This is a genomic window from Chryseobacterium sp. SORGH_AS_0447 (assembly GCF_030818695.1).
Taxonomy (GTDB): domain Bacteria; phylum Bacteroidota; class Bacteroidia; order Flavobacteriales; family Weeksellaceae; genus Chryseobacterium.
On sequence record NZ_JAUTAR010000001.1, the window covers coordinates 2,459,586 to 2,484,370 of the forward strand.

Annotated in this window: 25 protein-coding genes and 2 pseudogenes; 12 read left to right on the forward strand and 15 right to left on the reverse strand. The window is 38.4% G+C overall.

The window, feature by feature from the left end; genetic code table 11:
- The first annotated feature begins 83 nt into the window (after positions 1-83).
- The 3 genes and pseudogenes from QE422_RS11340 to apaG all read left to right on the forward strand — a co-directional run bounded on the left by QE422_RS11340 (position 84) and on the right by apaG (position 4,674).
- A pseudogene (locus QE422_RS11340) lies at positions 84-2,899 on the forward strand (2-oxoglutarate dehydrogenase E1 component).
- Positions 2,900-2,936: 37 nt separating this feature from the next.
- Complete coding sequence (odhB, locus tag QE422_RS11345; protein WP_307458189.1) at positions 2,937-4,202, forward strand: 2-oxoglutarate dehydrogenase complex dihydrolipoyllysine-residue succinyltransferase; 1,266 nt, start codon at positions 2,937-2,939, stop codon at positions 4,200-4,202.
- 82 nt (positions 4,203-4,284) lie between these two features.
- Positions 4,285-4,674: a Co2+/Mg2+ efflux protein ApaG gene (apaG, locus tag QE422_RS11350; protein ID WP_307458191.1), complete on the forward strand. Its 390-nt coding sequence runs from the start codon at positions 4,285-4,287 to the stop codon at positions 4,672-4,674.
- A 111-nt stretch (positions 4,675-4,785) separates the two neighbouring features.
- On the opposite strand, the gene QE422_RS11355 is transcribed toward apaG, so the two are convergent.
- Genes QE422_RS11355 through QE422_RS11370 form a run of 4 tightly spaced genes read right to left on the reverse strand, consistent with a single transcriptional unit; the run spans position 4,786 to position 7,865 of the window.
- Positions 4,786-5,340 (reverse strand): 3'-5' exonuclease, encoded by a 555-nt coding sequence (locus tag QE422_RS11355; protein WP_307458193.1) that lies wholly within the window; start codon positions 5,338-5,340, stop codon positions 4,786-4,788.
- 47 nt (positions 5,341-5,387) lie between these two features.
- Positions 5,388-6,005, reverse strand: a complete 618-nt coding sequence (locus tag QE422_RS11360) for a hypothetical protein (RefSeq protein WP_307458195.1) — start codon at positions 6,003-6,005, stop codon at positions 5,388-5,390.
- Positions 6,005-6,973, reverse strand: a complete 969-nt coding sequence (locus QE422_RS11365; protein WP_307458197.1) for a glycosyltransferase family 2 protein — start codon at positions 6,971-6,973, stop codon at positions 6,005-6,007. The genes QE422_RS11360 and QE422_RS11365 overlap by 1 nt, the downstream gene beginning before the upstream one ends.
- Before the next feature lie 7 nt (positions 6,974-6,980).
- Positions 6,981-7,865, reverse strand: coding sequence for a lysophospholipid acyltransferase family protein (locus tag QE422_RS11370; protein WP_307458199.1), 885 nt, complete (start codon positions 7,863-7,865; stop codon positions 6,981-6,983).
- 79 nt (positions 7,866-7,944) lie between these two features.
- On the opposite strand from QE422_RS11370, the gene QE422_RS11375 reads away from it, so the two are divergent.
- Entirely contained in the window at positions 7,945-8,514 is a 570-nt protein-coding gene (locus QE422_RS11375; RefSeq protein WP_307458201.1) for a thioredoxin family protein, read from the forward strand.
- A gap of 75 nt (positions 8,515-8,589) precedes the next feature.
- On the opposite strand, the gene QE422_RS11380 is transcribed toward QE422_RS11375, so the two are convergent.
- From QE422_RS11380 to QE422_RS11420, 9 genes and pseudogenes are all read right to left on the reverse strand, one after another.
- Complete coding sequence (locus tag QE422_RS11380; RefSeq protein WP_307458204.1) at positions 8,590-9,264, reverse strand: hypothetical protein; 675 nt, start codon at positions 9,262-9,264, stop codon at positions 8,590-8,592.
- A gap of 271 nt (positions 9,265-9,535) precedes the next feature.
- Entirely contained in the window at positions 9,536-10,048 is a 513-nt protein-coding gene (rplI, locus tag QE422_RS11385) for a 50S ribosomal protein L9 (RefSeq protein ID WP_307458206.1), read from the reverse strand.
- 110 nt (positions 10,049-10,158) lie between these two features.
- On the reverse strand, positions 10,159-10,461 hold the full coding sequence (rpsR, locus tag QE422_RS11390; protein ID WP_002979091.1) for a 30S ribosomal protein S18: 303 nt from the start codon (positions 10,459-10,461) through the stop codon (positions 10,159-10,161).
- A gap of 31 nt (positions 10,462-10,492) precedes the next feature.
- On the reverse strand, positions 10,493-10,834 hold the full coding sequence (gene rpsF / locus QE422_RS11395; RefSeq protein WP_307458228.1) for a 30S ribosomal protein S6: 342 nt from the start codon (positions 10,832-10,834) through the stop codon (positions 10,493-10,495).
- A gap of 241 nt (positions 10,835-11,075) precedes the next feature.
- On the reverse strand, positions 11,076-12,434 hold the full coding sequence (locus QE422_RS11400; protein ID WP_307458230.1) for a chloride channel protein: 1,359 nt from the start codon (positions 12,432-12,434) through the stop codon (positions 11,076-11,078).
- 248 nt (positions 12,435-12,682) lie between these two features.
- On the reverse strand, positions 12,683-13,075 hold the full coding sequence (locus tag QE422_RS11405) for a tetratricopeptide repeat protein (protein ID WP_307458233.1): 393 nt from the start codon (positions 13,073-13,075) through the stop codon (positions 12,683-12,685).
- Positions 13,076-13,172: 97 nt separating this feature from the next.
- Positions 13,173-14,159, reverse strand: coding sequence for a serine hydrolase (locus QE422_RS11410; protein WP_307462356.1), 987 nt, complete (start codon positions 14,157-14,159; stop codon positions 13,173-13,175).
- A gap of 156 nt (positions 14,160-14,315) precedes the next feature.
- Entirely contained in the window at positions 14,316-15,626 is a 1,311-nt protein-coding gene (locus QE422_RS11415) for a dihydrolipoamide acetyltransferase family protein (RefSeq protein ID WP_307458237.1), read from the reverse strand.
- Between the two features lie 63 nt (positions 15,627-15,689).
- Positions 15,690-16,518: pseudogene (locus tag QE422_RS11420) on the reverse strand (S-adenosyl-l-methionine hydroxide adenosyltransferase family protein).
- A 136-nt stretch (positions 16,519-16,654) separates the two neighbouring features.
- Between QE422_RS11420 and QE422_RS11425 the strand changes: the two are divergent.
- From QE422_RS11425 to QE422_RS11450, 6 genes are all read left to right on the forward strand, one after another.
- Entirely contained in the window at positions 16,655-17,614 is a 960-nt protein-coding gene (locus QE422_RS11425; protein WP_307458240.1) for a PhoH family protein, read from the forward strand.
- A 141-nt stretch (positions 17,615-17,755) separates the two neighbouring features.
- Positions 17,756-18,328 (forward strand): DUF3575 domain-containing protein, encoded by a 573-nt coding sequence (locus QE422_RS11430; protein ID WP_307458242.1) that lies wholly within the window; start codon positions 17,756-17,758, stop codon positions 18,326-18,328.
- A 109-nt stretch (positions 18,329-18,437) separates the two neighbouring features.
- Positions 18,438-18,959 (forward strand): hypothetical protein, encoded by a 522-nt coding sequence (locus QE422_RS11435; RefSeq protein WP_307458245.1) that lies wholly within the window; start codon positions 18,438-18,440, stop codon positions 18,957-18,959.
- A 210-nt stretch (positions 18,960-19,169) separates the two neighbouring features.
- On the forward strand, positions 19,170-19,829 hold the full coding sequence (locus QE422_RS11440) for an outer membrane protein (protein ID WP_307458247.1): 660 nt from the start codon (positions 19,170-19,172) through the stop codon (positions 19,827-19,829).
- 115 nt (positions 19,830-19,944) lie between these two features.
- Positions 19,945-20,451: a porin family protein gene (locus QE422_RS11445; protein WP_307458248.1), complete on the forward strand. Its 507-nt coding sequence runs from the start codon at positions 19,945-19,947 to the stop codon at positions 20,449-20,451.
- 169 nt (positions 20,452-20,620) lie between these two features.
- Positions 20,621-21,256, forward strand: a complete 636-nt coding sequence (locus tag QE422_RS11450) for an OmpW family outer membrane protein (RefSeq protein ID WP_307458251.1) — start codon at positions 20,621-20,623, stop codon at positions 21,254-21,256.
- 91 nt (positions 21,257-21,347) lie between these two features.
- On the opposite strand, the gene QE422_RS11455 is transcribed toward QE422_RS11450, so the two are convergent.
- On the reverse strand, positions 21,348-21,632 hold the full coding sequence (locus QE422_RS11455) for a TM2 domain-containing protein (protein ID WP_307458254.1): 285 nt from the start codon (positions 21,630-21,632) through the stop codon (positions 21,348-21,350).
- 30 nt (positions 21,633-21,662) lie between these two features.
- Positions 21,663-23,024 carry a signal recognition particle protein gene (gene ffh, locus QE422_RS11460; protein ID WP_307458256.1) on the reverse strand — a complete coding sequence of 454 codons (1,362 nt, stop codon included), beginning with the start codon at positions 23,022-23,024 and terminating at the stop codon, positions 21,663-21,665.
- Positions 23,025-23,244: 220 nt separating this feature from the next.
- On the opposite strand from ffh, the gene QE422_RS11465 reads away from it, so the two are divergent.
- Both QE422_RS11465 and atpB read left to right on the forward strand, forming a co-directional pair.
- The gene (locus QE422_RS11465; RefSeq protein ID WP_307458259.1) at positions 23,245-23,616 is read left to right on the forward strand and encodes a hypothetical protein; all 372 of its coding nucleotides are present in this window, start codon (positions 23,245-23,247) and stop codon (positions 23,614-23,616) included.
- Between the two features lie 60 nt (positions 23,617-23,676).
- Positions 23,677-24,777 (forward strand): F0F1 ATP synthase subunit A, encoded by a 1,101-nt coding sequence (gene atpB / locus QE422_RS11470; RefSeq protein ID WP_294303566.1) that lies wholly within the window; start codon positions 23,677-23,679, stop codon positions 24,775-24,777.
- Positions 24,778-24,785 lie beyond the last annotated feature (8 nt).

The following is a 24,785-nucleotide window of genomic DNA, read 5'->3' on the forward strand; positions in this document are numbered from 1 at the left end:
AAAGGCTGTTCCAAGTCGGTTTTTTTTATTAAATTTGAAGCTTAATTCGACAAACAAATTTTAATAACAGATAAACTGTAATAATGGACAGATTTTCATTCCTAAACGCAGCTCATTCTCAGTTAATTGAGGATTTATACCAACAGTACTTAAAATATCCGGACTCTTTGGAACCATCATGGAAAGCCTTCTTTCAGGGCTTTGATTTTGCTTTGGAGAACTACGGAGACGATGATCAGGTTCAATATGTTCAGGCTCCGGCCGCTTCCGCTCCTGTAGTACAGCAGGCTGCACAGGCCGCATCAAACGGAGAGGTTCCGGAACACATCAAAAAGGAATTTAAGGTAGTAAATCTGATTGAGGCGTACAGGACGAGAGGCCATTTGTTTACAAAAACAAACCCTGTTAGGGAAAGAAGACACTATACACCGACCCTGGACATCGAAAACTTCGGTCTGGACAAATCGGATTTAAATACAAAATTCAACTGTGCGGTTGAGACGGGGATGAAAGGCCCGGCTACCTTGCAGGAACTGATTTCGCATCTTGAAAACATCTACTGCGATTCGATCGGGGTGGAGTATATGCACATCAACAATGTAGAAGAAAAAGACTACATCAAGCAATGGCTGCAGGTGAACGAAAACCACCCGAACCTTTCCGCCAACGAAAAAACGGAAATTTTACTAAAATTAAATCAGGCCGTAGCGTTTGAAAACTATCTTCATACAAAATTTGTCGGGCAAAAGAGATTCTCACTGGAAGGAGGGGAAACCCTAATTCCTGCGTTGGACCAGTTGATCACAAGATCTTCCCAGTTAGGCGTGGATGAGGTTGTTTTAGGAATGGCCCACAGAGGAAGACTGAACGTGCTGACCAATATTTTCGGAAAATCGTACAAGCAGATCTTCTCGGAATTCGAAGGAAAACCGAATTTGAAGAAGATGTATTCTCCGGAGACGTTAAGTATCACTTGGGTTCATCCAAAAAAATCAAAACGGCTTCAGGAGAGGAAGTTGCCATTAACCTGACGCCTAACCCATCTCACCTTGAAACGGTAGCCGCCCTTGTAGAAGGAATCTGCCGTGCAAAAGTGGATGATAAATACAAAGACTATTCTAAAGTTCTACCCATCATTATTCATGGTGATGGCGCATTAGCAGGGCAGGGTATTGCTTACGAAGTTGCCCAGATGATGACTTTGGAAGGATACAAAACGGGCGGAACCGTTCATATTGTGGTGAACAACCAGGTTTCATTTACCACTAATTATATGGATGCAAGATCTTCAACTTATTGTACCGATGTTGCAAAAGTTACGGAATCTCCTGTAATGCACGTGAATGCAGATGATGCGGAAGCAGTAGTGCATGCGATCCATTTCGCTGCTGATTTCAGAGCGAAGTTTGGTAAAGATGTGTATATCGATCTGTTAGGGTATAGAAAATACGGTCACAACGAAGGGGATGAACCTAGATTTACACAGCCTAATTTGTATAAAACAATTTCTAAACACCCGAATCCACGAGAAATTTATAAAGATAAATTGTTAAAAGATAACGTTACTTCAAATGATGTTATCGCTAAAATGGAAACGGAATTCAAGGCGCTTTTGGATAAGGATTTCGATGCATCGAAAGAAATTGAGAAAAACGTAATGGATGTATTCATGGCGGACGATTGGACAAATTATCCTATTGCTAAAAGAGGAGCGGTTCAGCAGCCTGTAGATACGAAGTTTGATCTTGAAAAGCTGAAAGAACTGGCTCTTAAAATGTCTACCCTTCCGGCTGATAAAAAGTTCCTGAATAAAATCACGAGACTTTTCGAGAACAGAACTAAAGCCATCGAAGGAAACTCTTTGGACTGGGCACTAGGAGAATGGTTAGCTTACGCAACGCTTCTTGTGGAAGGCCATAATGTAAGAATTTCCGGTGAAGATGTGGAAAGGGGAACATTCTCTCACAGACACGCTGTTGTAAAAACGGAAGATACGGAAGAAGAATACATCCCGTTAAGACATGTTTCCGAAAACAGATTTGATGTTTACAACTCGCACCTTTCAGAATATGGGGTTTTAGGTTTCGATTACGGCTATGCTATGGCTTCTCCAAATACCTTAACGATCTGGGAAGCACAGTTCGGGGATTTCGTAAACGGAGCCCAGATTATTGTAGACCAATATTTAGCCGCCGCAGAGGAAAAATGGAAGATCCAGGACGGTCTGGTAATGCTGTTGCCTCACGGTTCGGAAGGGCAGGGAGCAGAACACTCTTCTGCAAGACTTGAAAGATTCCTGACACTTTGTGCGAACGAAAATATGGTAGTGGCGAATATTACTTCTCCGGCAAACTATTTCCACCTGTTGAGAAGACAGCTAAAATGGGCATTCAGAAAACCATTGATCGTGATGAGCCCGAAATCATTGCTAAGACATCCGAAAGTAGTTTCTCCGCTTGAAGATTTTGCAACAGGAAGTTTCCAGCCGATCCTTGACGATCCTACCGCAGATGCTGCAAAAATTGAAAAATTAGTACTTTGCTCCGGTAAGCTGTATTTCGAATTACTGGCTAAAAAAGAAGAGTTGAATGCTGAAAACATAGCATTGGTAAGATTCGAACAGTTGTATCCGCTTCAGACGGATGCTATCGAAGCGATCTTCGAAAAATATTCCAACAGAAAAGAAATCGTGTGGGCTCAGGAAGAACCTGAAAACATGGGAGCATGGTCTTACATCCTGAGAAACTTCAGAGATACGGGAATCCAGGTAATCGCTCCGGTACCAAGCGGTGCTCCGGCTCCGGGAAGCCACAAAATGTTTGAGAAAAACCAGAATGCAGTAATCAACAGGGTATTCGATAGAAACGATACTCCGGTGAAAAGACCTGTAACCGCTTAATAGAAATAATAATCAATAAAAAAATAAAAAATACGATATGTCAGTTTTAGAAATGAAAGTTCCTTCACCGGGCGAATCAATTACAGAAGTTGAAATTGCAACCTGGCTTGTAAAAGATGGGGATTATGTAGAAAAAGACCAACCCATTGCTGAAGTAGATTCAGACAAAGCTACTCTAGAATTGCCTGCTGAGCAAAGTGGTGTTATCACTTTGAAAGCTGAAGAAGGTGACGTGGTACAGGTAGGACAGGTAGTTTGTTTAATCGATATGGATGCTAAAAAGCCTGAAGGAGGAGCTGCCCCTGCTGCTGAAGCTCCAAAACAGGAAGAAGCTCCGAAAGCGGCTGCTCCTGCGCCACAGGAAGCTCCAAAGCCAGCTGCTCAACCGGCTCCGGCGGCGGCTGCCCAGACTTATGCTACCGGTGCTCCATCTCCTGCTGCTAAGAAGATCCTTGACGAAAAAGGAATGGATGCAGCACAGGTTTCAGGAAGCGGAAGAGACGGAAGAATTACAAAATCTGACGCAGAACTGGCAGCAGTTCCTGCATTGGGAGGAAACCCGGTAACGGCTACAGGTTCCCGAACTACTACTACAACAAAACTTTCAGTTCTTAGAAGAAAAATCGCTCAGAGATTGGTTTCTGTAAAAAATGAAACGGCGATGTTGACGACTTTCAACGAAGTTGATATGTCTGAAATCTTCAGATTAAGAAAACAATATAAAGAAGAATTTGCTCAGAGACACGGGGTAGGCCTTGGTTTCATGTCTTTCTTCACGAAAGCGGTAACAAGAGCATTGCAGCTGTATCCGGATGTAAATGCATCGATCGACGGAGATTTCAAAGTAAATTATGATTTCTGTGATATTTCAATTGCCGTTTCAGGTCCTAAAGGACTAATGGTTCCGGTATTGAGAAATGCTGAAAATATGTCTTTTGCTGGTGTTGAAGCCAACATCAAAGATCTTGCGGTAAAAGTAAGAGACGGAAAAATCACGGTTGACGAAATGACAGGCGGTACATTTACCATTACAAACGGGGGTACTTTCGGGTCTATGTTGTCTACACCGATCATCAACCCACCTCAATCCGCAATCCTGGGAATGCACAACATTATCCAAAGACCGGTTGCAGTAGACGGGCAGGTAGTAATTCGTCCGATGATGTATGTAGCTATGTCTTATGACCACCGAATCATCGATGGAAAAGAATCTGTAGGATTCCTGGTAGCGGTAAAAGAAGCGATCGACAATCCGGTTGAAATCCTGATGAATGGGGACGAAAGAAAAGGTCTCGGATTGTAAGATTAAAAAACAATTACATTATAAATTTCAGATCTCGCCCCAAAAAGGCGAGATTTTTGTATCTTTTATAGTAAATACTAAGATGATGTTCTCAAAAATGACTTCCAATATCAAAGTTTCAGTAGTTCCTGAATACGATACCAAAAACAGTTATCCCTCTGAAAACCGTTACGTTTTCAAGTATAATATAACGATCGAAAACGATGGTACTTTTCCGATTAAGATCCTTAAAAGAAAATGGCTGATTTTTGATGTCGGTTTCGGCTACACCGAAATCACCGGAGATGGTGTGATCGGGCTTACCCCTGAGATTGCCAACGGCGAAAATTTCACTTATTTTTCAAATGTGATGCTCCGTTCCGGTGTAGGGAATATGAGCGGAAAATACCTGGTTAGAAACATGGACACCCAGGAAAACTTTGAAATAGATATTCCTAAATTCAATCTTTTAGCGGAAGTATTAAGCAATTAATCTATAATTATTCCGAGTTGGGATTGTTATTGTTAAAGTAATATTATTTTGATTACTGTTAAAAAAGCATTTAATTACTTTAACAGTTATCTGCAATATATTCCTGAGGGACTAAAGTTTTTTGATTTTTAATTTCATAAAATCCACCACTTCTTCATTGCTCGTCAAAAACAGCTTTTCAAAAGCCAGTAACGATATTTTTGCACACACTTCGGCATCGGCGCCGGCCCGGTGATGATTAAAACTGATCTGATGATATTCCGCCAGATGTTTCAAACCATATCTCGGCAGGTAATTCCATGACTTTTTAGCCAGCTGTATACTGCAAAGATAGTTGAGCTTCGGAGTAAACATTCCGTAGTGGTTCAGGCATCCCCGCAGAACTCCGGCATCAAAACCCGCATTATGCGCAATCATCAGTGTCCCATACATCATTTCCTCCACTTCATACCAGATTTCATCGAAAGTAGGTGCATCTTTCACGTCATCCGGAACAATTCCGTGAACATCTACATTAAATGGGCTGAAATACGGAAAACTCGGCGGTTTAATCAGCCATGTTTTCGTCTCCACGATCTTAGAATCCTGTACAATACAAATACCCAGCTCACACGCAGAATTTTTCTCGTGTGTTGCCGTTTCGAAATCAATTGCACAAAAATCCATTTATTTTAATTTAAATTAATAATTTATGATAAGAAATTTATTTAAAATTAATAAGTCTTTACTTTTATAAAAATTGTTTTCTTTTCGGCTTGAGTTTTTGAAATATTACTGATTTCTGATGCAAATTTTTCTTTCAGATCATCAAAACTAAAAAAATCTTCGTCTGCAACAGTAATTTTAAAAGTTGTTGCAGAGCTATCATCTTCGGAGTTGTAAGTCGATTCTTTTGAGATCGTGCCGTGTGTAATTTTTTTATTTAAATAAGACTCTAAGTTTATAATTTTTGATCGGTCAGCTTTGGAATTAATATTAATTTGAAAATTATCACCATTAATTCCTTGTTTCAATCTGATCAAATAGACTGAATTTTTTTTGAAATTTAATTTTTTCCCACTTAATCCAATTTTTCCATCTATTATCTTATAAGAAGCTTTTGTCGCTGGTACAGAAGACTTTTCGGTATTGAAATCAATATCGTTCAATATACCGGAAAAGGAATATAATTCAAATTCAATTGGAGAGTCACTGTTCAATAATTCTTTACTTTTTTCGGAGATAATTGTATAGCTGCAACTCTTATCGATTGTAATCCAATTATTCTTCTGTGCAAAACTTAATTGAAAAATAAGAATAAATATTAAAGATAATCTGCTTAATATTTTCATTATAAAAAGTGTTTGAAGATGAGCCACTCTGTTTGATAAAACCGGTTTTTCTGATATTTCTGTCTGCGTTTCCAGCTTCCGGCCGCATATCCGTAAAAACTGAAATGCGCTTTCAGCACCGCTATAAAATGCGGAAACCCCAATTTTACACCGAAGTAAACCCCAGCGAATCCGTCCAGGCACAGCCTTAAAAAAATGATTCCGATCAGTCTTGGGAATGGAGCATTCTTTACCACCATGGAAAGGTTATTCCGGATATTCAGGAACGTCTTTTTCGGGCTCTGCTTATTTAGGGTACCACCGCCGACATGATAGACTGCGGATTTCCATGTATAAAAAATCTTTCTTCCGGAATTAATCAGCCTCCAGCAAAGATCGATCTCCTCCTGATGGGCAAAAAACCGTTCGTCAAACCCCTTCTGATCCCAGAAGTCTTTCGAACGGATGAAAAAGCAGCAACCCGATGCCCAGAAAATTTCTGATTCATCGTTATATTGGCCTCTATCTTCTTCCAGATCATCAAAGACCCTTCCTCTGCAGTACGGATAGCCGAGATTATCAATCAGCCCTCCGGCCGCACCGGCAAATTCAAAAGATTTTCTATTAGTAAATGATAAAATTTTAGGTTGAATAGCGGCGATCGAACTGTCTTTCTCAAACAATTGCAGGATAGGTTCCGTCCAGCCTTCAGTAACTTCTACGTCGGAATTCAGTAGGCAGTAAAATTCATGATCGATCTGCTTTAATCCTTCATTATAACCGCCGGCAAAGCCATAGTTTTGATCGTTTTCAATGATTCTGACCGTAGGAAACCTTTCCTTTAAAAACTGCACAGAATCGTCTGTTGAGAGGTTGTCGATTACATAAACATCCGAACCCTGAGAAAACTGTATCACGCCGGGTAAGAACTTTTCGAGCCACTCTTTTCCGTTCCAGTTCAAAATGACAACCGCTAATTTTTTCAACATGGGAAAGTTATATTTTTTCTGAATCAAATTTTTTAATCGAATCCTGGTATTTCCATTTCCGGTGCGACCACAGATAATTATCTGGACGCTTATGCAAAGTATTCTCCAGGAGTTTATGGAATTTTCTTACCACTTCATTCTCCGTGAATTTTTCTCCGTCAGGATAAATCCGGTGGTAATTTACCTGGTAATATCCGCGTTTCACCTTTTTCATTTCGCAATAGATGAAGGCAAGGTCCATTCGGGTGGCCAATTTATCGTACCCAATGAATGCAGGCGTTCTCTGATTTAAAAATTCCAGACCGTACGTAACATGGGAAAAGTGCGGTGTCTGATCGGCAACGAACATATAGGCCGAGTTTCCATCATTTTTGGATCTGAAAATATTTAAAATCACCTCATTGGCTTCGAGCGCTTCATTTCCGAATCGGCTGCGGACCTTTCTCATCTGGTTTTCCCAGAAATCATTATTTACCTTTCGGTATACCGGATGGCAGTGATCCTGTGGGATAAACCGGGCCATGGCATTGATCCATTCCCAATTGAAAACGTGTCCTGCCAGCATGATAACGTTTTTACCTTCTGCTTTGGCATCGTGGAAGACCTGCTGGTTGATGTGCTGCATCCTTACTCGGGATTCCGTTTCAGAAATGGTAAAGGATTTAACGGTTTCCACAAGATAATCGGAGAAATTAAGATAGAATTTCTTTTTGATCTGCCTGATTTCCTTTTCCGTTTTTTCAGGAAAAGAATTCTTCAAATTCTGGGTAATGACATTTTCCCTGTAGGCAACGACATAGTAATTCAGAAAGAAAATAATATCTGAAAAGAGATAAAGAACTTTCAGCGGAAGTTTCGAGAGGAGATATAATATTTTGATAAGAAAATTCATAAAACAGGCAAATTTACGTATAATAAAATTATGGTTCTATTTTTGCTGCCAATAAGTATTATTTTTTTATTTTTATGTTATGAAAAAATTAATGGTAACAGCTTTTCTGGGATTCAGCCTTATCGCATTTTCCCAGGAACTAAAAGATAAACCTCAATCCAAAGAAACGGATAAAGCTTTGTTGGTGAAAACCGAACACGCAGAGCTGGATGCAAAGAAAAAGGCAGCGGAGGAAAAAGCAAAACTTCCGAAGCCTTATGACCCGAAAGCAGATGCGGATAAAGACATCCAGAGTCTGATTGCAAAAGCAAAAGAGGAGAAGAAAAATATCATGATCCAGGCGGGTGGAAACTGGTGTATCTGGTGTCTTAGATTCAACCAGTTTGTACAGACCACTCCCGAGCTGAAAAAGATCGTGGATGAGAATTACGAATATTACCACTTGAATTATTCTCCTGAAAACAAAAATGAACAGATTTTTGCCAAATATGGGAATCCTGGAGACAAATTCGGTTATCCGGTTTTCATTATTCTGGATCAGAATGGAAAGATGATCCACGTTCAGCAGAGCGACGTTCTGGAGGAAGGAAAAGGGTATAGCCTTGAAAAGGTAAAAGAGTTCTTCAATACATGGACGCCAAGATCATAACAAGAAAAATCATAAAAAGAAAACCGGGAAGTGCTCCCGGTTTTTTTATTAAGTATCTTTAGAAAGTTTATTATTTTAGGTCTGAGGAATTTCATACCAGTTGGTTCCGTCACAGAAAAATTCTGAAGTAAAGTATACTGAAACATAGGTATTGGCTCCCACCACAGAGTTTCCTGCATACAGGGATCCTGAAGGTGTCCGGGCACTGGAAGCCCAATTGGTACCGCCTTGAAAAGAGGTATAGGAAATTCTGAATTTTGCCCCGTAACCTGCCGTAGCAGGAGTAGGTAAGGTAAGGAAGATACTGGCAGAGTTATTTCCCTGTACCGCAGCCCAGTCAAAAAGCAGGATGCCTCCCAAATCTGCCGTAGTTACCGTATAGTTATTATTGCCTACAGCCAGATTAATTTTCTTGAATGGAGTACTTGATCCGCTGATATTTCCCCAAGAAAGATTCGAACCGTCCGTTGTAAGGAATTTTCCGGCATTGTTGGCCTGGCTGGGTAGCGGACTTCCTCCAAAAGCGGATAAAACAGATCCTGAAGCCGATCCGTCATCATTTATCGTAAGAAGATCAGTTCCTGAAGAATTTTCGATTTTCAAACTCTGTGTCGTGTTGGTTGATCCTTTTCCTTTAAGATGAAGGGTAGCAGTAGGTGTGGAAATATTGATTCCCACATTTTTTTCATACTGTGCCTGCATACAGGCTATGCTTCCCAATAGCAAAAGTACCGATAGATGTCTTTTCATAATGATTGATTATACTTTATTAATTCAATTTAACTACAGATTATTTCTATTAATAATTAAATAAAGAATGTTATCTGTAAAAAGTATGGGTCAAAAGTATTGAAATATCAGCGGGCTGAAGAATGGATCAGGAAGGGATTTTTATCAGGCGCATTTGGAATTGTATTTTGTGCCGGATGCTTTTTATTTGTCAGAGAGAAAGTATTGAAACAAATAAAAAATGCTGCCTCAAAGAGACAGCATGATATGTAAAATACTATTAAAAGTAGTATTAAGCTTCTTCAGAAGAAGTTGTTTCTTCTTTTTTAGCAGGAGCTGCTTTCGGAGCTTCTACCGGAGCGTCAGATACGATGTCGAATTCGAAGTTGTACTCAACATTTCTGTGTAATCTGATGTTAGCCGTAACTTTTCCTGTTCTCTTGATGGTGTTTCCAGGAATTTTGATGTATTTCTTCTCAACAGATACTCCTGCTTTTGCTAAAGCAGCAGAAAGGTCTGCATTGTTGATTGATCCGAATAATTTATCACCAGAACCTACTTTTGCAGGAATAGTAACAGAAGTTTTCTTCAATTGATCTACTACAGCGTTTGCAGCAGCGATTAATTTAGCTTCTTCTTCTTTTCTCGCTTCCAAAGTAGCTTCTAAAGCGGCGATGTTTTTAGGAGTAGCTAAAAGTGCAAATCCCTGAGGGATTAAGAAGTTTCTTGCGTAACCAGGTTTTACACTTACAGTGTCGAATTCAAGACCTAAGTTTTCTACGTCTTTTTTTAGGATAATGTTCATTGTTGTTGTCCTTTTTTAGATTTTAGAAGTCTAAAATCAAGTTAGAATTAATGATGTATTCAGCAACAAAAAGCCAAAAGCACAGGGCTAATGGCTGATTGTAATATTTTTTACTTTAATAAGTCAGCTACGTATGGTAGTAACGCCAAGTGTCTTGCTCTTTTGATTGCAGCAGAAACTTTTCTCTGATATTTTAAAGAAGTTCCGGTATATCTTCTTGGTAAGATTTTGCCTTGCTCGTTTACGAATTGTAATAAGAAATCAGCATCTTTATAATCTACGTGCTTAATTCCGTATTTTTTGAATCTACAATATTTCTTTTCAGATTTTGTATTGATATCAAGCGGAGTAAGGAATTTTACTTCAGATTCTCCTCCAGCTGAGGCTTGTTTAGCCATTTCGTCTATTGCCATGTCTTGTCTTTTTAAAAAATAGGGTTAATAATTAAGCTTTAGCAGCTTTTACTTTAGCTCTTCTTGTTACAGCATACTCTACAGCGTGCTTGTCTAATTTTGTAGTAAGGTAACGGATTACTCTCTCGTCACGCTTGAATGCCAATTCCAGATCAGCTACTACAGAACCTTCACCTTTGAATTCAACTAAAGTGTAGAATCCGTTCTTTTTCAATTGGATCGGGTAAGCTAATTTTTTTAATCCCCAGTTTTCTCTAGCAACGATTTCGCAGTTCTTTTCTTTGATAAGATCTACATACTTGTTCACTGCTTCCTCCACCTGAGCTTCAGATAGAACGGGAGTTAAAATGAAAACAGTCTCGTAATTGTTCATAATGTTAAATAAATTTGTTAATTATTTCGAGGTGCAAAAGTAGGGTAATTTTATTAATTATGCAAGCTGTTGTTGTTATTTATTGTATTTCCGCTTATTAATATAAACTGCAATTGTATTATTTAAGTCATAAAATCAAAAGTTCTCCGTTTTTGCTTCAGTCACCGGCTTAATTTTTACAAGGAGTAATATATTTTCATTACAAAACGAAATGTTTGCTGACAATCAATTATGGAAAAACTTAATTGTGTTTTTCTGATCGTATTTCATTTAAAAAATTCACTTTTATCAGATCATATAAAGAATGCCTGCTTACTAAGATCGAGGCAATGGAAGATATCATTCCGGCAAGCATGAGATGAAAAATAAGAGAATGCCTGTCAGTCATTTCAAGAACGATAATGGCAGACGTAAAGGGTGCTCTGGTAATTCCGGTTAGAAAAGCAACCATACCTCCGAGAATCACCACATTGGTTTCGTTCGGACTCAGATGAATAAATCCGGATATTACTGAACCGATACTTGCTCCGGCCGTTAAAGCGGGGGCAAAAATCCCGCCTGCACCTCCAGAGGTAAAAGACAGGGCAGGACCAAGCATCCTCAGAACGGGAACATACCAGTCTTCATGCTTTTCCGAGGTAAAAAGTACCCGTTCCATAATTTCTTTTCCGGAACCTAAAACTTCCCTGTGGACAAAGAAAGCAATGGACGCGATGAACAAGGCAGAAATAACCAGGAAAATAACATTTGCCGTATCGGTTTTTAATTTTCTTTTCTTCCAGCTGGTAATTTTCAGCATAATCACGGAAAGCTGGCTGGCTAAGATCCCGGCTATTCCTGCCACCAGCATAATGGGAAACATTACCATCAGGGAGACGTCGTTTGTTTTCGGATATCCCAGATACAGGTAAGATCCTGCCAGCGTCTGAGCTGTTAGTCCGGCAATAATAACCGCTGTAAATAAGGCGGTTTTAAAATAATTGATGTGAGTCTTTGATAGTTCTTCCACGGCAAATACAATTCCGCCGAGCGGGGTGTTAAAAGCAGCGGCAAGCCCAGCTGCAGCACCCGTCATAATCATATTCTTTTTGGAAATCTTCGGCCACCATTCCGGCAGGTATTCATTCACCTTTCTGAAAACCGAACCTGCGATCTGAATTGTAGGGCCCTCACGTCCGACGGCACCACCGCCGATCACCAGGACCACGGATGAAAGGATTTTAAAGACAATGATTTTTAAACTCAATAAACTCCGGATTTTCCGGTGCTCCTTCGGGTTGGCAAGCTCCACGGCAGCCATTACCTGAGGAATTCCGCTGCCTTTCGCATTGGGCGCAAATTCTTTTACCAGCCACCAGGACAACACAAAACCGATCGGAGCGATAATAAAGATCATCCACAGATGCCAGTTTAAAATAAAATGCAGGAGGTTTTCTCCCCAGGCAAAGATCTTGGCATACATCACGGCTATAAATCCTGTAATTACCGATCCGATCCAGAAAGGAATGGCCTGAAGCAGGTTATGTTTAAGCTGTTCGTTCCGGATATTGTCAAAGGATTTTTTAAGGGATCTTCTGAGAGGAGCTAAAATTTTCGGCATTCGTAGATGAGGATGATTTCTATAAAATTACATAAATTATATGTGTTCTAAAAATTTTGCAGTAACTAAAGTATTGTTGACAGAAAGATTTTTGGGCAGTCTGAAAAAGTCTCGAAACATTTAAATTTTCTGAGATCAAGTTCCATTTACTGTCATTTGTCTTAAAGATAAAAACTGTCAACTAAAGTTGATAATTAAAAAATCCCGGCTTCTGCAGGGATGAAAGTTGGTTTGTTTCTATTTAATTGTTAATTCTTCTTTAACAAATCCTGTATCTTATTGATCATATCTCGGGCATTGGTATTTTCAGGATTTAATTCTATTGATTTTTTATAGTTTTCCAACGCCAAAGCATAGTTTTTAACTGAAAAATATCCTTCCCCTAAGCTGTCGAAAGCGTTTGCTGATTGTGGATTTTCTTTTGCGTTTAAAGCAAAAACCGTTACGGCTTCAGAAACTCTTGAATTTCTCATTAAAACATAGCCGATATTATTTAGTGCTCCTTCAAAATTCCATTTTGGATTTTCAGCTTTTATTTTATAGTAATTTTTTTCAGCATCAGGATTGTTTGGTCTGGCGAATTCTGCAATGATTGATTCTTCTGCCAACAGATACTTATCGGTTAAATTTTTGTCTATCATTGATGCAATATGATTAACAATATGATATTGTACAGGGAAAAATTGATATCCGGTTGACATCATGATAATGGCCATCTTATTTTGCGGAAAAATCCGGTTAAGCGCTTACATTTCCTCCGGAGAAGCCATATGACCGAACATCATTAGCTTTGCTGATTTCCCAACCGTAGGCAAAAACATCTTTTTTATTTCCGTACTCAAACGGCTGCCACATCATTTCTTTTGTTTTCTGATTGAGAAGATCATTTTTAGCCAACTGATTGCTCCATTTTAAAAATGCGGGTAAGGTGATGGCTATTCCATTTGCTGGATGCGCCTTCTTTCCTTCTCTATAAGTAGATATTTCATATTTTTTTCTTTCCGGGTTGTAATTATATTTGATAACACGGTTGGGGATTTTTTCAAGAGAATTTGATGAAAAAATTACCTGATTTTTAGTATCACGGAATTGATTATTCAAAATAAAATTTTCAAAAGATTGTCCGGTAATTTTTTCAATGATCATGGCCAGAAGCATGTAATTTGTCTGATTATATCTGAATTCATTTCCGGTTGTAAAATCCATTTTTTCCCTGCTCAAACGCTCAATAGTTTTAGAACCGGAGTACTCGGGCAAAATATCACTGAATGCAACGAAATCCGGTATTCCTGAAGAATGAGACAAAAGATTCTTTACTTTTACATTCTGCCATTCCTTTGGAAGATGATCAATATATTTCGAAACGTGATCTTCTAAAGATAGTTTGCCCTGTTCGATCAATTGAAAAACACCCACATCTGTCATCAATTTTGATGTGGAATATATCCTGAACATTGAATTTGGGTTTACTTTTTTAGCATCTTCCAAATTTTCTGTACCATAGTATTGTTCAAAAATTACTTTACCATCTTTTATAACACCAATTGCTAAACCAGGAATTTGATTTGTTTTAATAACTTCTTTTAAATAATTATCAATTGATTTATACTGATTGGTTTGTTGCGAAAAAGCAACAGCAGAAGATTTATAGCTAAAGCGGTCAATAAAATTTGTTTCATATTTAAAGACATAGGTTTGTTTATAGATAAGACCGGTGAAAAATATATTTCATTACATGACTTATAGTCTCTGATATTCAATTATAGATTGTTCCAAACAAAAAACCTCCGGAAAAATTCGAAGGTTTTATATTGCAAAATGTTTCGAAAAGCTTAGAATGATAATAAAAATCATTCATCACTAATCATTCATCATTTATAATTAGATTTCTGTGTTCAGATCCCAGTTTTCAAGATAATCGTGAACATGTTTCAGCATCATTCCGCCAAGAGAACCGTCTACTACGCGGTGATCATAAGAATGAGACATGAACATCAGGTTACGGATGGCAATCACATCACCGTCCGGAGTTTCAAGAACCGCCGGTTTTTTAACGATCGCTCCGATCGCCAGAATGGCAACCTGCGGCTGAGGAATAATCGGTGTTCCCATGAGGTTTCCGAAGCTTCCTACATTTGAAATAGTATATGTTGCGCCCTGTGTATCTTCAGGTCTTAATTTTTTGTTTCTTGCTCTGTAAGCCAGATCATTGATCGCTTTTGCCAATCCTGAAAGGGATAATTGGTCCGCATTCTTAATCACGGGAACAATAAGGTTTCCGTCCGGAAGAGCCGTAGCCATACCGATGTTGATGTTTTTCTTTTTGATGATGTTTTCACCATTTACAGAAACATTGATCATCGGGAAATCCTGGATGGCTTTTACAACCGCTTTTACGAAAATCGGCATGAACGTTAATTTTTCACCTTCACGTTTTTCGAAAAGGGATTTATTTTTGTTTCTCCATTTTACAACATTCGTTACATCGGTTTCGATGAAAGAAGTAACATGTGGCGCAATCTGCTTGGCTTTTACCATGTTTTCGGCGATGATCTTTCTCATTCTGTCCATCGGAATGATTTCGTCACCTGCCGCAGCGGTAATCGTAGAAGCAGGAGCTGAAGCTGAAGCCGGTTGTGGAGCAGAAGCAACAGGTGGCTGAACCGCCTGTGGAGCCGGCTGATTTCCTCTGTTTTTAACGTAAGCTAAGATATCTTCTTTGGTAATTCTTCCTTCCAGACCGCTTCCCTTGATGGATTTCAGTTCAGATTCGGAAATATTTTCTTCCTGTGCGATTGATTTTACCAGTGGAGAAAGGTAAAGATCTCCCGAAAACTCATTAGAAGCCGCCACTTTTAACGGTTCTTCAATGGTTTTTAACGTTTCCGTATCCGGAGTTGCCGCAGGAGTTTCTGCCGGTGCCTCTTCCGAAGCCGTGTTTCCGCTTTCTCCTTCAATTTCTAAAATAGCAATGGCTTCACCCACTTTTGCAACCTCGTCCTTTTGTTTCAGGATCTTTACAATTTTCCCCGAAACCGGTGTCGGAACGTCTGAATCTACTTTATCTGTTGCAATTTCTACTACGGAATCATCCTCTTTTACAGTATCGCCTTCGCCGAACAGCCAGGTGATAATTGTCGCTTCCATAACACCTTCTCCCATGGAAGGAAGCAATAATTTGTATTCTGCCATTTTTAATTTTTAGATTTTGACAAATATATAAAAAAAATCGATTTTTTTATGAAATATTAAATTTTAGAAAAATTCAATGTAAATATTCTCGCCTACATTCATTCCGAACAGAGACTTGGCGCCGTTTTTCTTATTGCCTTTGTAAATGGTAAGCTCCAGAAGCTGGCTGTCATTGAAGATCGCCGCAGACTGCCCGTGGAATTCGGTTTCCCGTTCCCAGTCGGAAACTACTTCCGTATGATTGGAGTAGACCTTTGAGAGGGCTAAGTTCCTGAATTTTATGGTAAAGTTTTCGTATCCTTTGCTGATGGTTTCAAAAAAATCTTTATTGATATTTGAGATTATGTTTCCGAAATTATCAATGTACGTAATTTCTCCGATGATGATCTTTTCAGACTCATTATAAACGGGTTTCGGGAAGAGCAGCTGCTTGGAAGAATCTATTTTGCGCCCGATCACTTCAGGAAGACCGCCATTGGCAAGATGTACCGCTGCAGGGACAAAAATATCCGTGGAGGTAAAGTTAATGATATCGTCGAAGCGGTTGTTTAAAGTGATTTCATAGATTACTTCCGGTTTAATATCGAAAAAAATCAGGCTCATCACGCCGTTGTCTGCTGCAAGAAAGTAATGCCCGTCGGATTTATACAAAATATTTTTCCTAGACCGGTTATGAAAACTGTCTACTGAAATAATATGGATGGTGCCTTTCGGAAAGTATTTATAAGCATTTCTTACAATATAAGAGGTCTGTATAAGGTTAAAGGCCTGTATACCATGGCTAATGTCAACAATATTAACCTCCATGGTTCAGAGAAAGAATGCTGCCTTTTACAGCGGCGACTCTGTAATCCAAATTTCCGAAATCTGAAGTAAGGGTAATGATTGGCATGGATAGCTGATAAAAGTGATAGAAATGCAAATTTATTTAAAATAAAAGGAATGCCCGATAAATATTGGAAAAGAATTTGATATAAGTTTTCAAAAAAAGCATTACATTTAAAATCTAAAATTAATAATACGACTGCATGTTTGAATTAACATATGATCTGGAGGACATCGATGCGAAGATCTTCTATGGGGTAAACAACCAATATTTCAATTTAATTAAATCAACTTTTCCAACCCTTAAAATTACCGGTAGGGATCATTATATTTTTGCGATGGGAAACCAGGAAGCTCTGGATGTATTCAAAAAAAAGCTGGATGATATCGTCAACTATATTTCAAATAACAATTCCATCGGCCTGAAAGATGTAGAAAATATACTGAATATAAAAGATGAAAACGAGAAGCAGCTTGTATTCGATCAGGATATCATCGTAAAAGGGGTAAACGGTAAGATTATCAAAGCAAAGACCACCAACCTTAAAAAGCTGGTGAAAGAAACTGAGAAGAAAGACATGGTTTTTGCAATCGGACCTGCGGGAACAGGAAAGACCTATACGAGTGTGGCATTAGCTGCAAAAGCCTTAAAAGATAAGCAGGTAAAGCGGATTGTTCTAACAAGGCCTGCGGTGGAAGCAGGGGAGAGTCTCGGGTTTTTGCCAGGTGATCTTAAAGAAAAGCTGGATCCGTATTTACAGCCGCTATACGATGCCTTGCGTGATATGATTCCTCACGAAAAGCTGGAAGGATTTATCGAGAAAAAAGTCATTGAAGTTGCACCGCTTGCCTTTATGAGAGGACGTACCTTAGATGACGCGTTTGTAATTTTGGATGAAGCACAAAATACTACTCATTCTCAGATGAAAATGTTTTTAACGAGAATGGGAATGAATGCTAAATTTATTATTACAGGTGACCCTACGCAGATCGATCTTCCGCCGAAGCAGCAATCCGGCCTTAAAGAAGCAATGCGCATCTTAAAGGATGTAAAGGAAATCGGGTTTGTACATCTTACTGAAGAAGATGTTGTACGACATCCGGTGGTCAAAAAAATTATTTTAGCCTACAATGCAGAAGATAAAAAAAATAGGAATGAATAATTTTAGTTAAATTATAAACTTAACAAGGCAGAATGATGAAAATTGTTCTGCTTTTTTATTTTTTCTGCAAAAATTTAGATAAATTTTGATATTTAAAAAAAAGTATTATTTTTGCCATCGAATTAATTAAAAACTTTAAGCATGAAAAAATTACTACTGCTTAGTGCTTTTGCAATTTCAGGAATTGCTATGGCACAGGAAAATTCTATTAAAGCAAATCCAGTAGCCCTTCTTGGTGGTACAGACCTTATTTCATTTGAGCATAAGCTAGGAGATCATTTCTCAGCTGTTGTTGGTGGAGGTTATGGAGGCTTCAAATTAGGAGGTTATAAGTACAACAGCTATGGAGCTGGTCTTCAGGGAAGATATTATTTCACTGAAGCAATGACTGGTTTTTATGCCGCTGTAGTAGCCGATTATATCGGTGGAAAAGTTAAAATCGAAAATATGGGCTTCAGTTTTATGGCTATGGATGAAGATGCATCCGCCAACTATAAATCAGAAGTTAATTTCTCAGGATTCGGTGGTGGTGTAAGAGCCGGTTACCAATGGATCTTTGATTCCGGTTTTACTTTAGATGTAAACCTTGGAGCTGCTTATAGAAGCTACAACTACAAATGGAACAATGTTGCAGAAGAAGAAACATATGAAGACAGCTTGAAAGGAAACGGTGTACTTCCTACAGGATCTGTAGGTATCGGGTATTCTTTCTAATAAAAAGTTACATTTAAACTCATAAGCGGTACAAAATTTGTATCGCTTTTTTGTTGTTTATGTGAAATTAATTCACAAAATACCTATTCTAATTTTTAAACTTATTAAAATGAAAAAACTATTATTATTAGGTGCTTTTGCATTTTTCGGAGGCCTTGCACAGGCTCAGGAAGGTTTCAGACTTGGTGCTCACGTAGGTGCCCCGCTTGGAGATGCTTCGGATGCGGCAAGTGTAACTTTAGGAATTGATGCTGCGTACATGTGGAATATTACAAGAGGACTGGACATCGGTGCTGCCACAGGATATTCCCACTTTTTCGGAAAAGACAACGTTGAGGATTTCGGATTTATTCCACTTGCCGTTTCCGGGAAATATACCTTTAATAAAGTTCCTCTTTTTGTAGGACTCGATCTGGGAGCAGCAATTTCTACCAAAAATTATATCAACAGCGGTCTATATGTAGCCCCAAGAGTAGGATACCAGTTGAAGAATACTGAACTGTACCTGGGATTCCAGAATATAGGCAGTAAATATAAAGATCATGGTCCCGGACCTGGCCCATACTGGCATGGAGACGACCGATTCAATTTCGGAGCCGTGAATTTCGGGGTTAATTTCTTCCTGAAATAATTTTTTTTAAATTAAATATAATAAGTTCCGGTTGCAGAATCGGAACTTTTTCGTGTTAAAAATTATGAAAAATACAAACCGTTCTATTTTAATACATTTTATTCTCGGAAATTAGAAATATAGGTCAATGATATTAATCACATTAACAAATTTTAATATTTACCACCACCACTGTAAATTTGCCGTCAGAAAGTATTAAATTTTTAAAAAATGAAGAAAGTATTAATGGCGGGTGCAATTGCACTTTTCGGTTTATCTAATGCTCAGATTGCAGCGGGAACTACTTATTTATCCGGATCTGTTGGTTATTCTCAACAAGAAAGAAACAACGGAAACAACAAAACAGAAAACTTCAACATATTGCCTACGGTTGGGTATTTCGTAAACAACAATTTTGCAATCGGTTTAGGAATCGGATATCAGACTCAGAAAGATACGAACATTGTAAACAATTTCATGGTGCCTGGTACTACTGTAGTAACAACCAATGAAACAAAGCAACCTGCTTTTGTAGTGGCTCCTTTCGCAAGAAAATACTGGACTTTAGGAGATAAATTATATATCTTCGGTCAGTTGGCGGTACCTATGCAGTTTGGAAAAACCGAAACTGAAAACACAACGGTAACTACTTCAGGATCTTCTGTAACTACGGTTTCTTCTTCTTCTGAGGCGAAATACACTCAGATCGGAGTAACAGTAAAACCAGGTTTGGATTATTTCTTAAACAAAAACTGGTCTATTGAAGCGACTATCGGAGAATTCGGATACAACAACTACAAGCCGAAGGATGGTGATGCTACCAACAATTACAGCTTTGGTTTGAATTTATCTACCGTAACTTTCGGAGTTAAATATGTTTTTGCCAAGTAATAAACAAATCATATAAGATGAAAAAGTCCTCAGTTTTAAACTCAGGGCTTTTTTCACTTAACAATTTTTTTTAAACTAATCATCATGAAAAAATTATTGATCGCCCGGTGCAGCTATGCTGTACAGCTTTTCAAATGCTCAGATTAAAACAGGAACTCTATATGTTTCGGGAGAAATAAACTACAATAGGTACGAAAATAAAAGCGAAAATACAACGCAAAAGAACTTCAGAATTATCCCAACCGTAGGGATATTTGTTGCGCCAAATCTGGCTATAGGTACCGGTTTGGGATATACCAACAGTAAACTAGATTATACTCAAGCCCTCTACAGCGGATCTTACATTACTCTTATCGACTATACAGGAAAAACAAATGCTGTTACGGTAGCTCCTTTTATAAGAAAATACTGGACATTATCGTCAAATCTGTATATTTTCGGGCAGCTTCAGGTTCCAATGGAATTTGGAAAACTTCAACAGGATGGTTTTGTGACTAATGTTTATGAGCCGACAGGTTATGTGAACTATCAGACTCTATCAAATGAAAAGAAACACACTTCTATCGGGGTTAATATAAAGCCGGGTCTTGACTATTTTCTAAATAAAAAACTGGTCGATTGAAGCTACGATAGGAGAGTTCGGATACAGAAGTCTTTTGTATAAGGATGCGGACGAACTAGATATAAAGGACTATAATTTCGGAGTCAATCTTTCTGCTGTTTCTTTCAGTGTGAAATATATTTTCGCCAAATAATCAAATAAACTAAACTTTTTAAATAAATAAATTTTTATGAAAAAACTATTATTAGCGGGTGCTGTGGCACTTTTCGGTTTGTCTAACGCACAAATGACTAAAGGAGACTGGGTAATCAGCGGAAATACAGGTTTCGGATTCAACAATGTAAGTACTACCGTAAAAGCAGAAGGGCAGTCTGCAGACGGTCCTAAAGTAAGCACGTTTTCATTAACGCCATCAGTAGGATACTTCGTTATCGATAAATTGGCTGTTGGAATTGACTTGGGTCTTGCCAGCGCTACAACCAAGTACGAAGGAGCAAAATCTACCACTACAAGCTTCTCGGTAATGCCTACGGCTACTTATTATTTTACTAATGACAGCAAATTTGTACCTTTCTTAGGCGCAGGGATTGGGTATGCATCCGCAAAAAGCAAAGAGGAAGTAAACGCTATGGGAGTCTCCGGTTCTACTGAAACTACAGTGGACGGTCTTGCATGGAAAGTAAAGGGAGGAGTAACTTATATGGCTACCCAGTCTTTAGGGATCAATTTAGGAGTTTCTTACGATCAGTTCTCCAACAAAGAAATGTATATGGGTACCGATGTTAAAACACACGTAAATACTTTCGGTGTAAATGTAGGTTTCTCTTATTTCATCAAAGCGAAAGCTCAGAAATCTGATAAATAAAAAACTTTGTCAAAGATTTAAACTTTGATAAAGTGCAGAAAAAAATCCGGCTCATTATTGAGTCGGATTTATTTTTTATCTTCAGTTTAGTTTAAAACCATTCTTTCTGGTTCTGAACATAGGTTCTGTCGAATTCTTCATCAGATTTGGTAAGGTAAATGATTCCTTCAATAAAACCGATAATTCCTACCAGCCCGCAGGTCACAATACCCAATACCAGTTGAATAATTCCTGTTTTTGTGTAGCCTAAATAAAACTTGTGAATGGCAAATGTTCCTAGCAAAATTCCTAAGATTCCTGCAACTACTTTTTTCTCAGACTTGTAAGGAGTTCCTTGGTTGTAGTTGTAATTCCCCTGTTTTTCATTAATTTCCATAATAATATTTTTTTATTTGTTTTTCGGTGGTTATTTTCCGAACATTCCGCCCATTCCAGGCATATTCGGCATTTTGCTCATCATCTGCATCATCTGTTTTCCCTGAGGGCCCTGCATCATCTTCATCATTTTACCCATCTGGTCAAACTGCTTCATCAATTGGTTCACGTCTTCGATTTTTCTTCCGGCACCTTTGGCGATCCTGTTTTTTCTCTGGGTATTGATGATCGAAGGTCTTCTTCTCTCTTCAGGCGTCATGGAGTAGATAATTGCTTCGATGTGCTTGAACGCATCGTCGCTGATCTCTACGTCTTTAATCGCTTTTCCAACTCCGGGAATCATCCCCATCAGGTCTTTCATGTTACCCATCTTTTTGATCTGGTTGATCTGTTTAAGGAAATCATCAAAACCGAATTCGTTTTTAGCAATTTTTTTGTGAAGTTTTTTAGCTTCTTCTTCGTCAAACTGTTCTTGGGCTCTTTCTACTAAGGAAACAACGTCTCCCATTCCAAGGATCCTGTCGGCCATCCTTTCCGGATAGAAAAGGTCCAGCGCTTCCATTTTCTCACCGGTGGAAATAAACTTGATCGGCTTTTCCACAACGGAACGGATCGTCAGAGCAGCTCCACCACGGGTATCACCGTCTAATTTCGTTAAAACAACACCGTCGAAGTTCAAAGTATCGTTAAAGGCCTTTGCTGTATTTACGGCATCCTGACCGGTCATTGAATCCACAACAAACAAAGTTTCATTTGGTTTAATGGTCGTATGAACGGTTTTAATTTCATTCATCATCTGCTCATCAATCGCCAAACGTCCCGCCGTATCGACGATTACTATATCATGACCGTTGGATTTTGCAAAATCGATGGCATTTTGAGAAATACTGGAAGGATCCATAGAACCTTCTTCCGTGAAAACAGGAACCCCGATCTGGCCTCCCAATACTTTAAGCTGATCGATCGCAGCCGGACGGTAAACGTCACAGGCAACCAAAAGAGGCTTTTTATTTCTTTTCGTTTTTAAATAACTGGCTAATTTTCCGGAGAAAGTCGTCTTACCGGAACCCTGAAGCCCGGCGATAAGTATTACCGAAGGTTTTCCGGAAAGGTTGATACCTTCCTGGGAACCGCCCATCAAATCTACAAGCTCGTCATGAACGATCTTAGTCATCAACTGTCCCGGTGTAAGCGAGGTAAGAACGTCTTGTCCTAACGCTTTATCCTGAACTCTTTTGGTAAGGTCTTTTGCAACTTTATAATTAACATCGGCATCCACCAATGCTCTACGAATCTCCTTTACGGTTTCCGCTACGTTGATTTCCGTGATTTTTCCACGTCCTGAAATATTGTGCAGCGCTTTGTCTAATTTATCCTGTAAACTGTTGAACATATTTATTGTAAATTATAGGTTGGCAAAAATAAGGATTTTTTTAGTATTTATAAACGGTCGGGCACGTAATATTATATATAAGATATAAATTATTATATATAAGATATAAATTGCAGGGATGATATAAATCAAATCATGATGAAATCCGGGGGAAAAAGTCTATTTTTGCCATAAATTAAAATTAGCCTAATGATTGTTAGGCTGGAAATGAAATTTTAAAATGAAAATCAACCCCAATATTCTGGTAACGGTCCTGTTTTTTTTAACTTTCCTGGTTCATTTCTCTTTATGGAAGTTTGTTTTCCATCTGGATGAAATTGTGATCGTGAAGTTTTATCTTTTCCTGAGCGTTATGTTTATGATGATGATTACGCTTATTGTCTTAATCAACAGGGTGGCACCGGAATTTTTAGGTTTGTCGGTGATCGGTCTTATTCTTTTGAAATTCGGTCTGATGTACCTGATCAGAAAAAAACTGAACTTTGAGGCGATTCCGGGTTACAAATTTCATTTCATCATTCCGTATTTTGTCCTGACAACATTACTTACGTACTATGCGATTAAGCTGATTAATCATGACAAAAAACAGTAAAATTATTTATTGTAAACCAGAAAAAATATTATATTTTTGCACAACGAAAAAAACCTATCAATGTTTAAGAAATTCGCAGTTTTATTCTACAGTATTTTTGTATTAAACTTAGTGTCTGCACAGCACGGTGAGGCTACTGCCGAGGCAGGTTCTGCCACCACGGAGCTTTCAGAGAAAGACAAAGTAAGTAAAGAAAACAAAGAGTACATCGATCATCACTTGTTGGATGCACACGACTTTACATTGATGGTGGATAAAGAAGGTCACCACATCGGTTTTCCGCTTCCTGTTATTTTTTATGATAACGGTATTCATTCTTTCATGAGCAACAAAGAAGGTTTCATTCATGGGGAAACAACAGAAGTAGACGGATCTTATTATAAATTACACCACGAAAAAATTTATAAGACGGATGCTGCCGGGAATTTGGCTTTCGATAAAGAAGGTCATGTAACTTCAGAAAAAGTATTGGACTTGTCAATTACGAAAAGTGTACTGATCATCTTATTAACTTCAATCTTCATGTTGTTGTTATTTACAGGAATGGCTAAGTCTTATAAAAAATCTCAGGTTCCTACAGGAGCAGCAAGATTTTTAGAACCTTTGGTTATCTTCGTAAGAGACGAAATCGCTATCCCGAATATCGGGCACAAGTATAAAAGATTCATCGGTTATTTATTAACGGTATTTTTCTTTATCTTATTTTTGAACGTATTGGGTTTAATGCCTTTCGGAATCAACGTTACTGGTAACATCACCATGACATTTTTCTTAGCGATCCTTACGTATCTTATTACAACGTTCTCTGCTAACAAGGATTATTGGAAACATATTTTCTGGATGCCGGGTGTTCCTGTACCAATGAAACTGATTATGTTGCCGATCGAATTGTTAGGAACAATCACCAAGCCTTTCGCTTTGATGATCCGACTTTTTGCCAACATGACGGCAGGACACATTGTTGTAATGAGTTTGATCGGACTGATCTATGTGTTTAAAAATGTAGTGGCAGGTGTTGCTTTCCCTTTCCTTACCCTGGTAATTTATTTACTGGAAGTATTGGTGGCATTCTTACAGGCTTATATCTTCACGATGTTATCCGCTTTATTTATCGGAATGGCTGTACAGGATCACGAGCACGAACACCACGCGGCTCACTAATTAAAGTG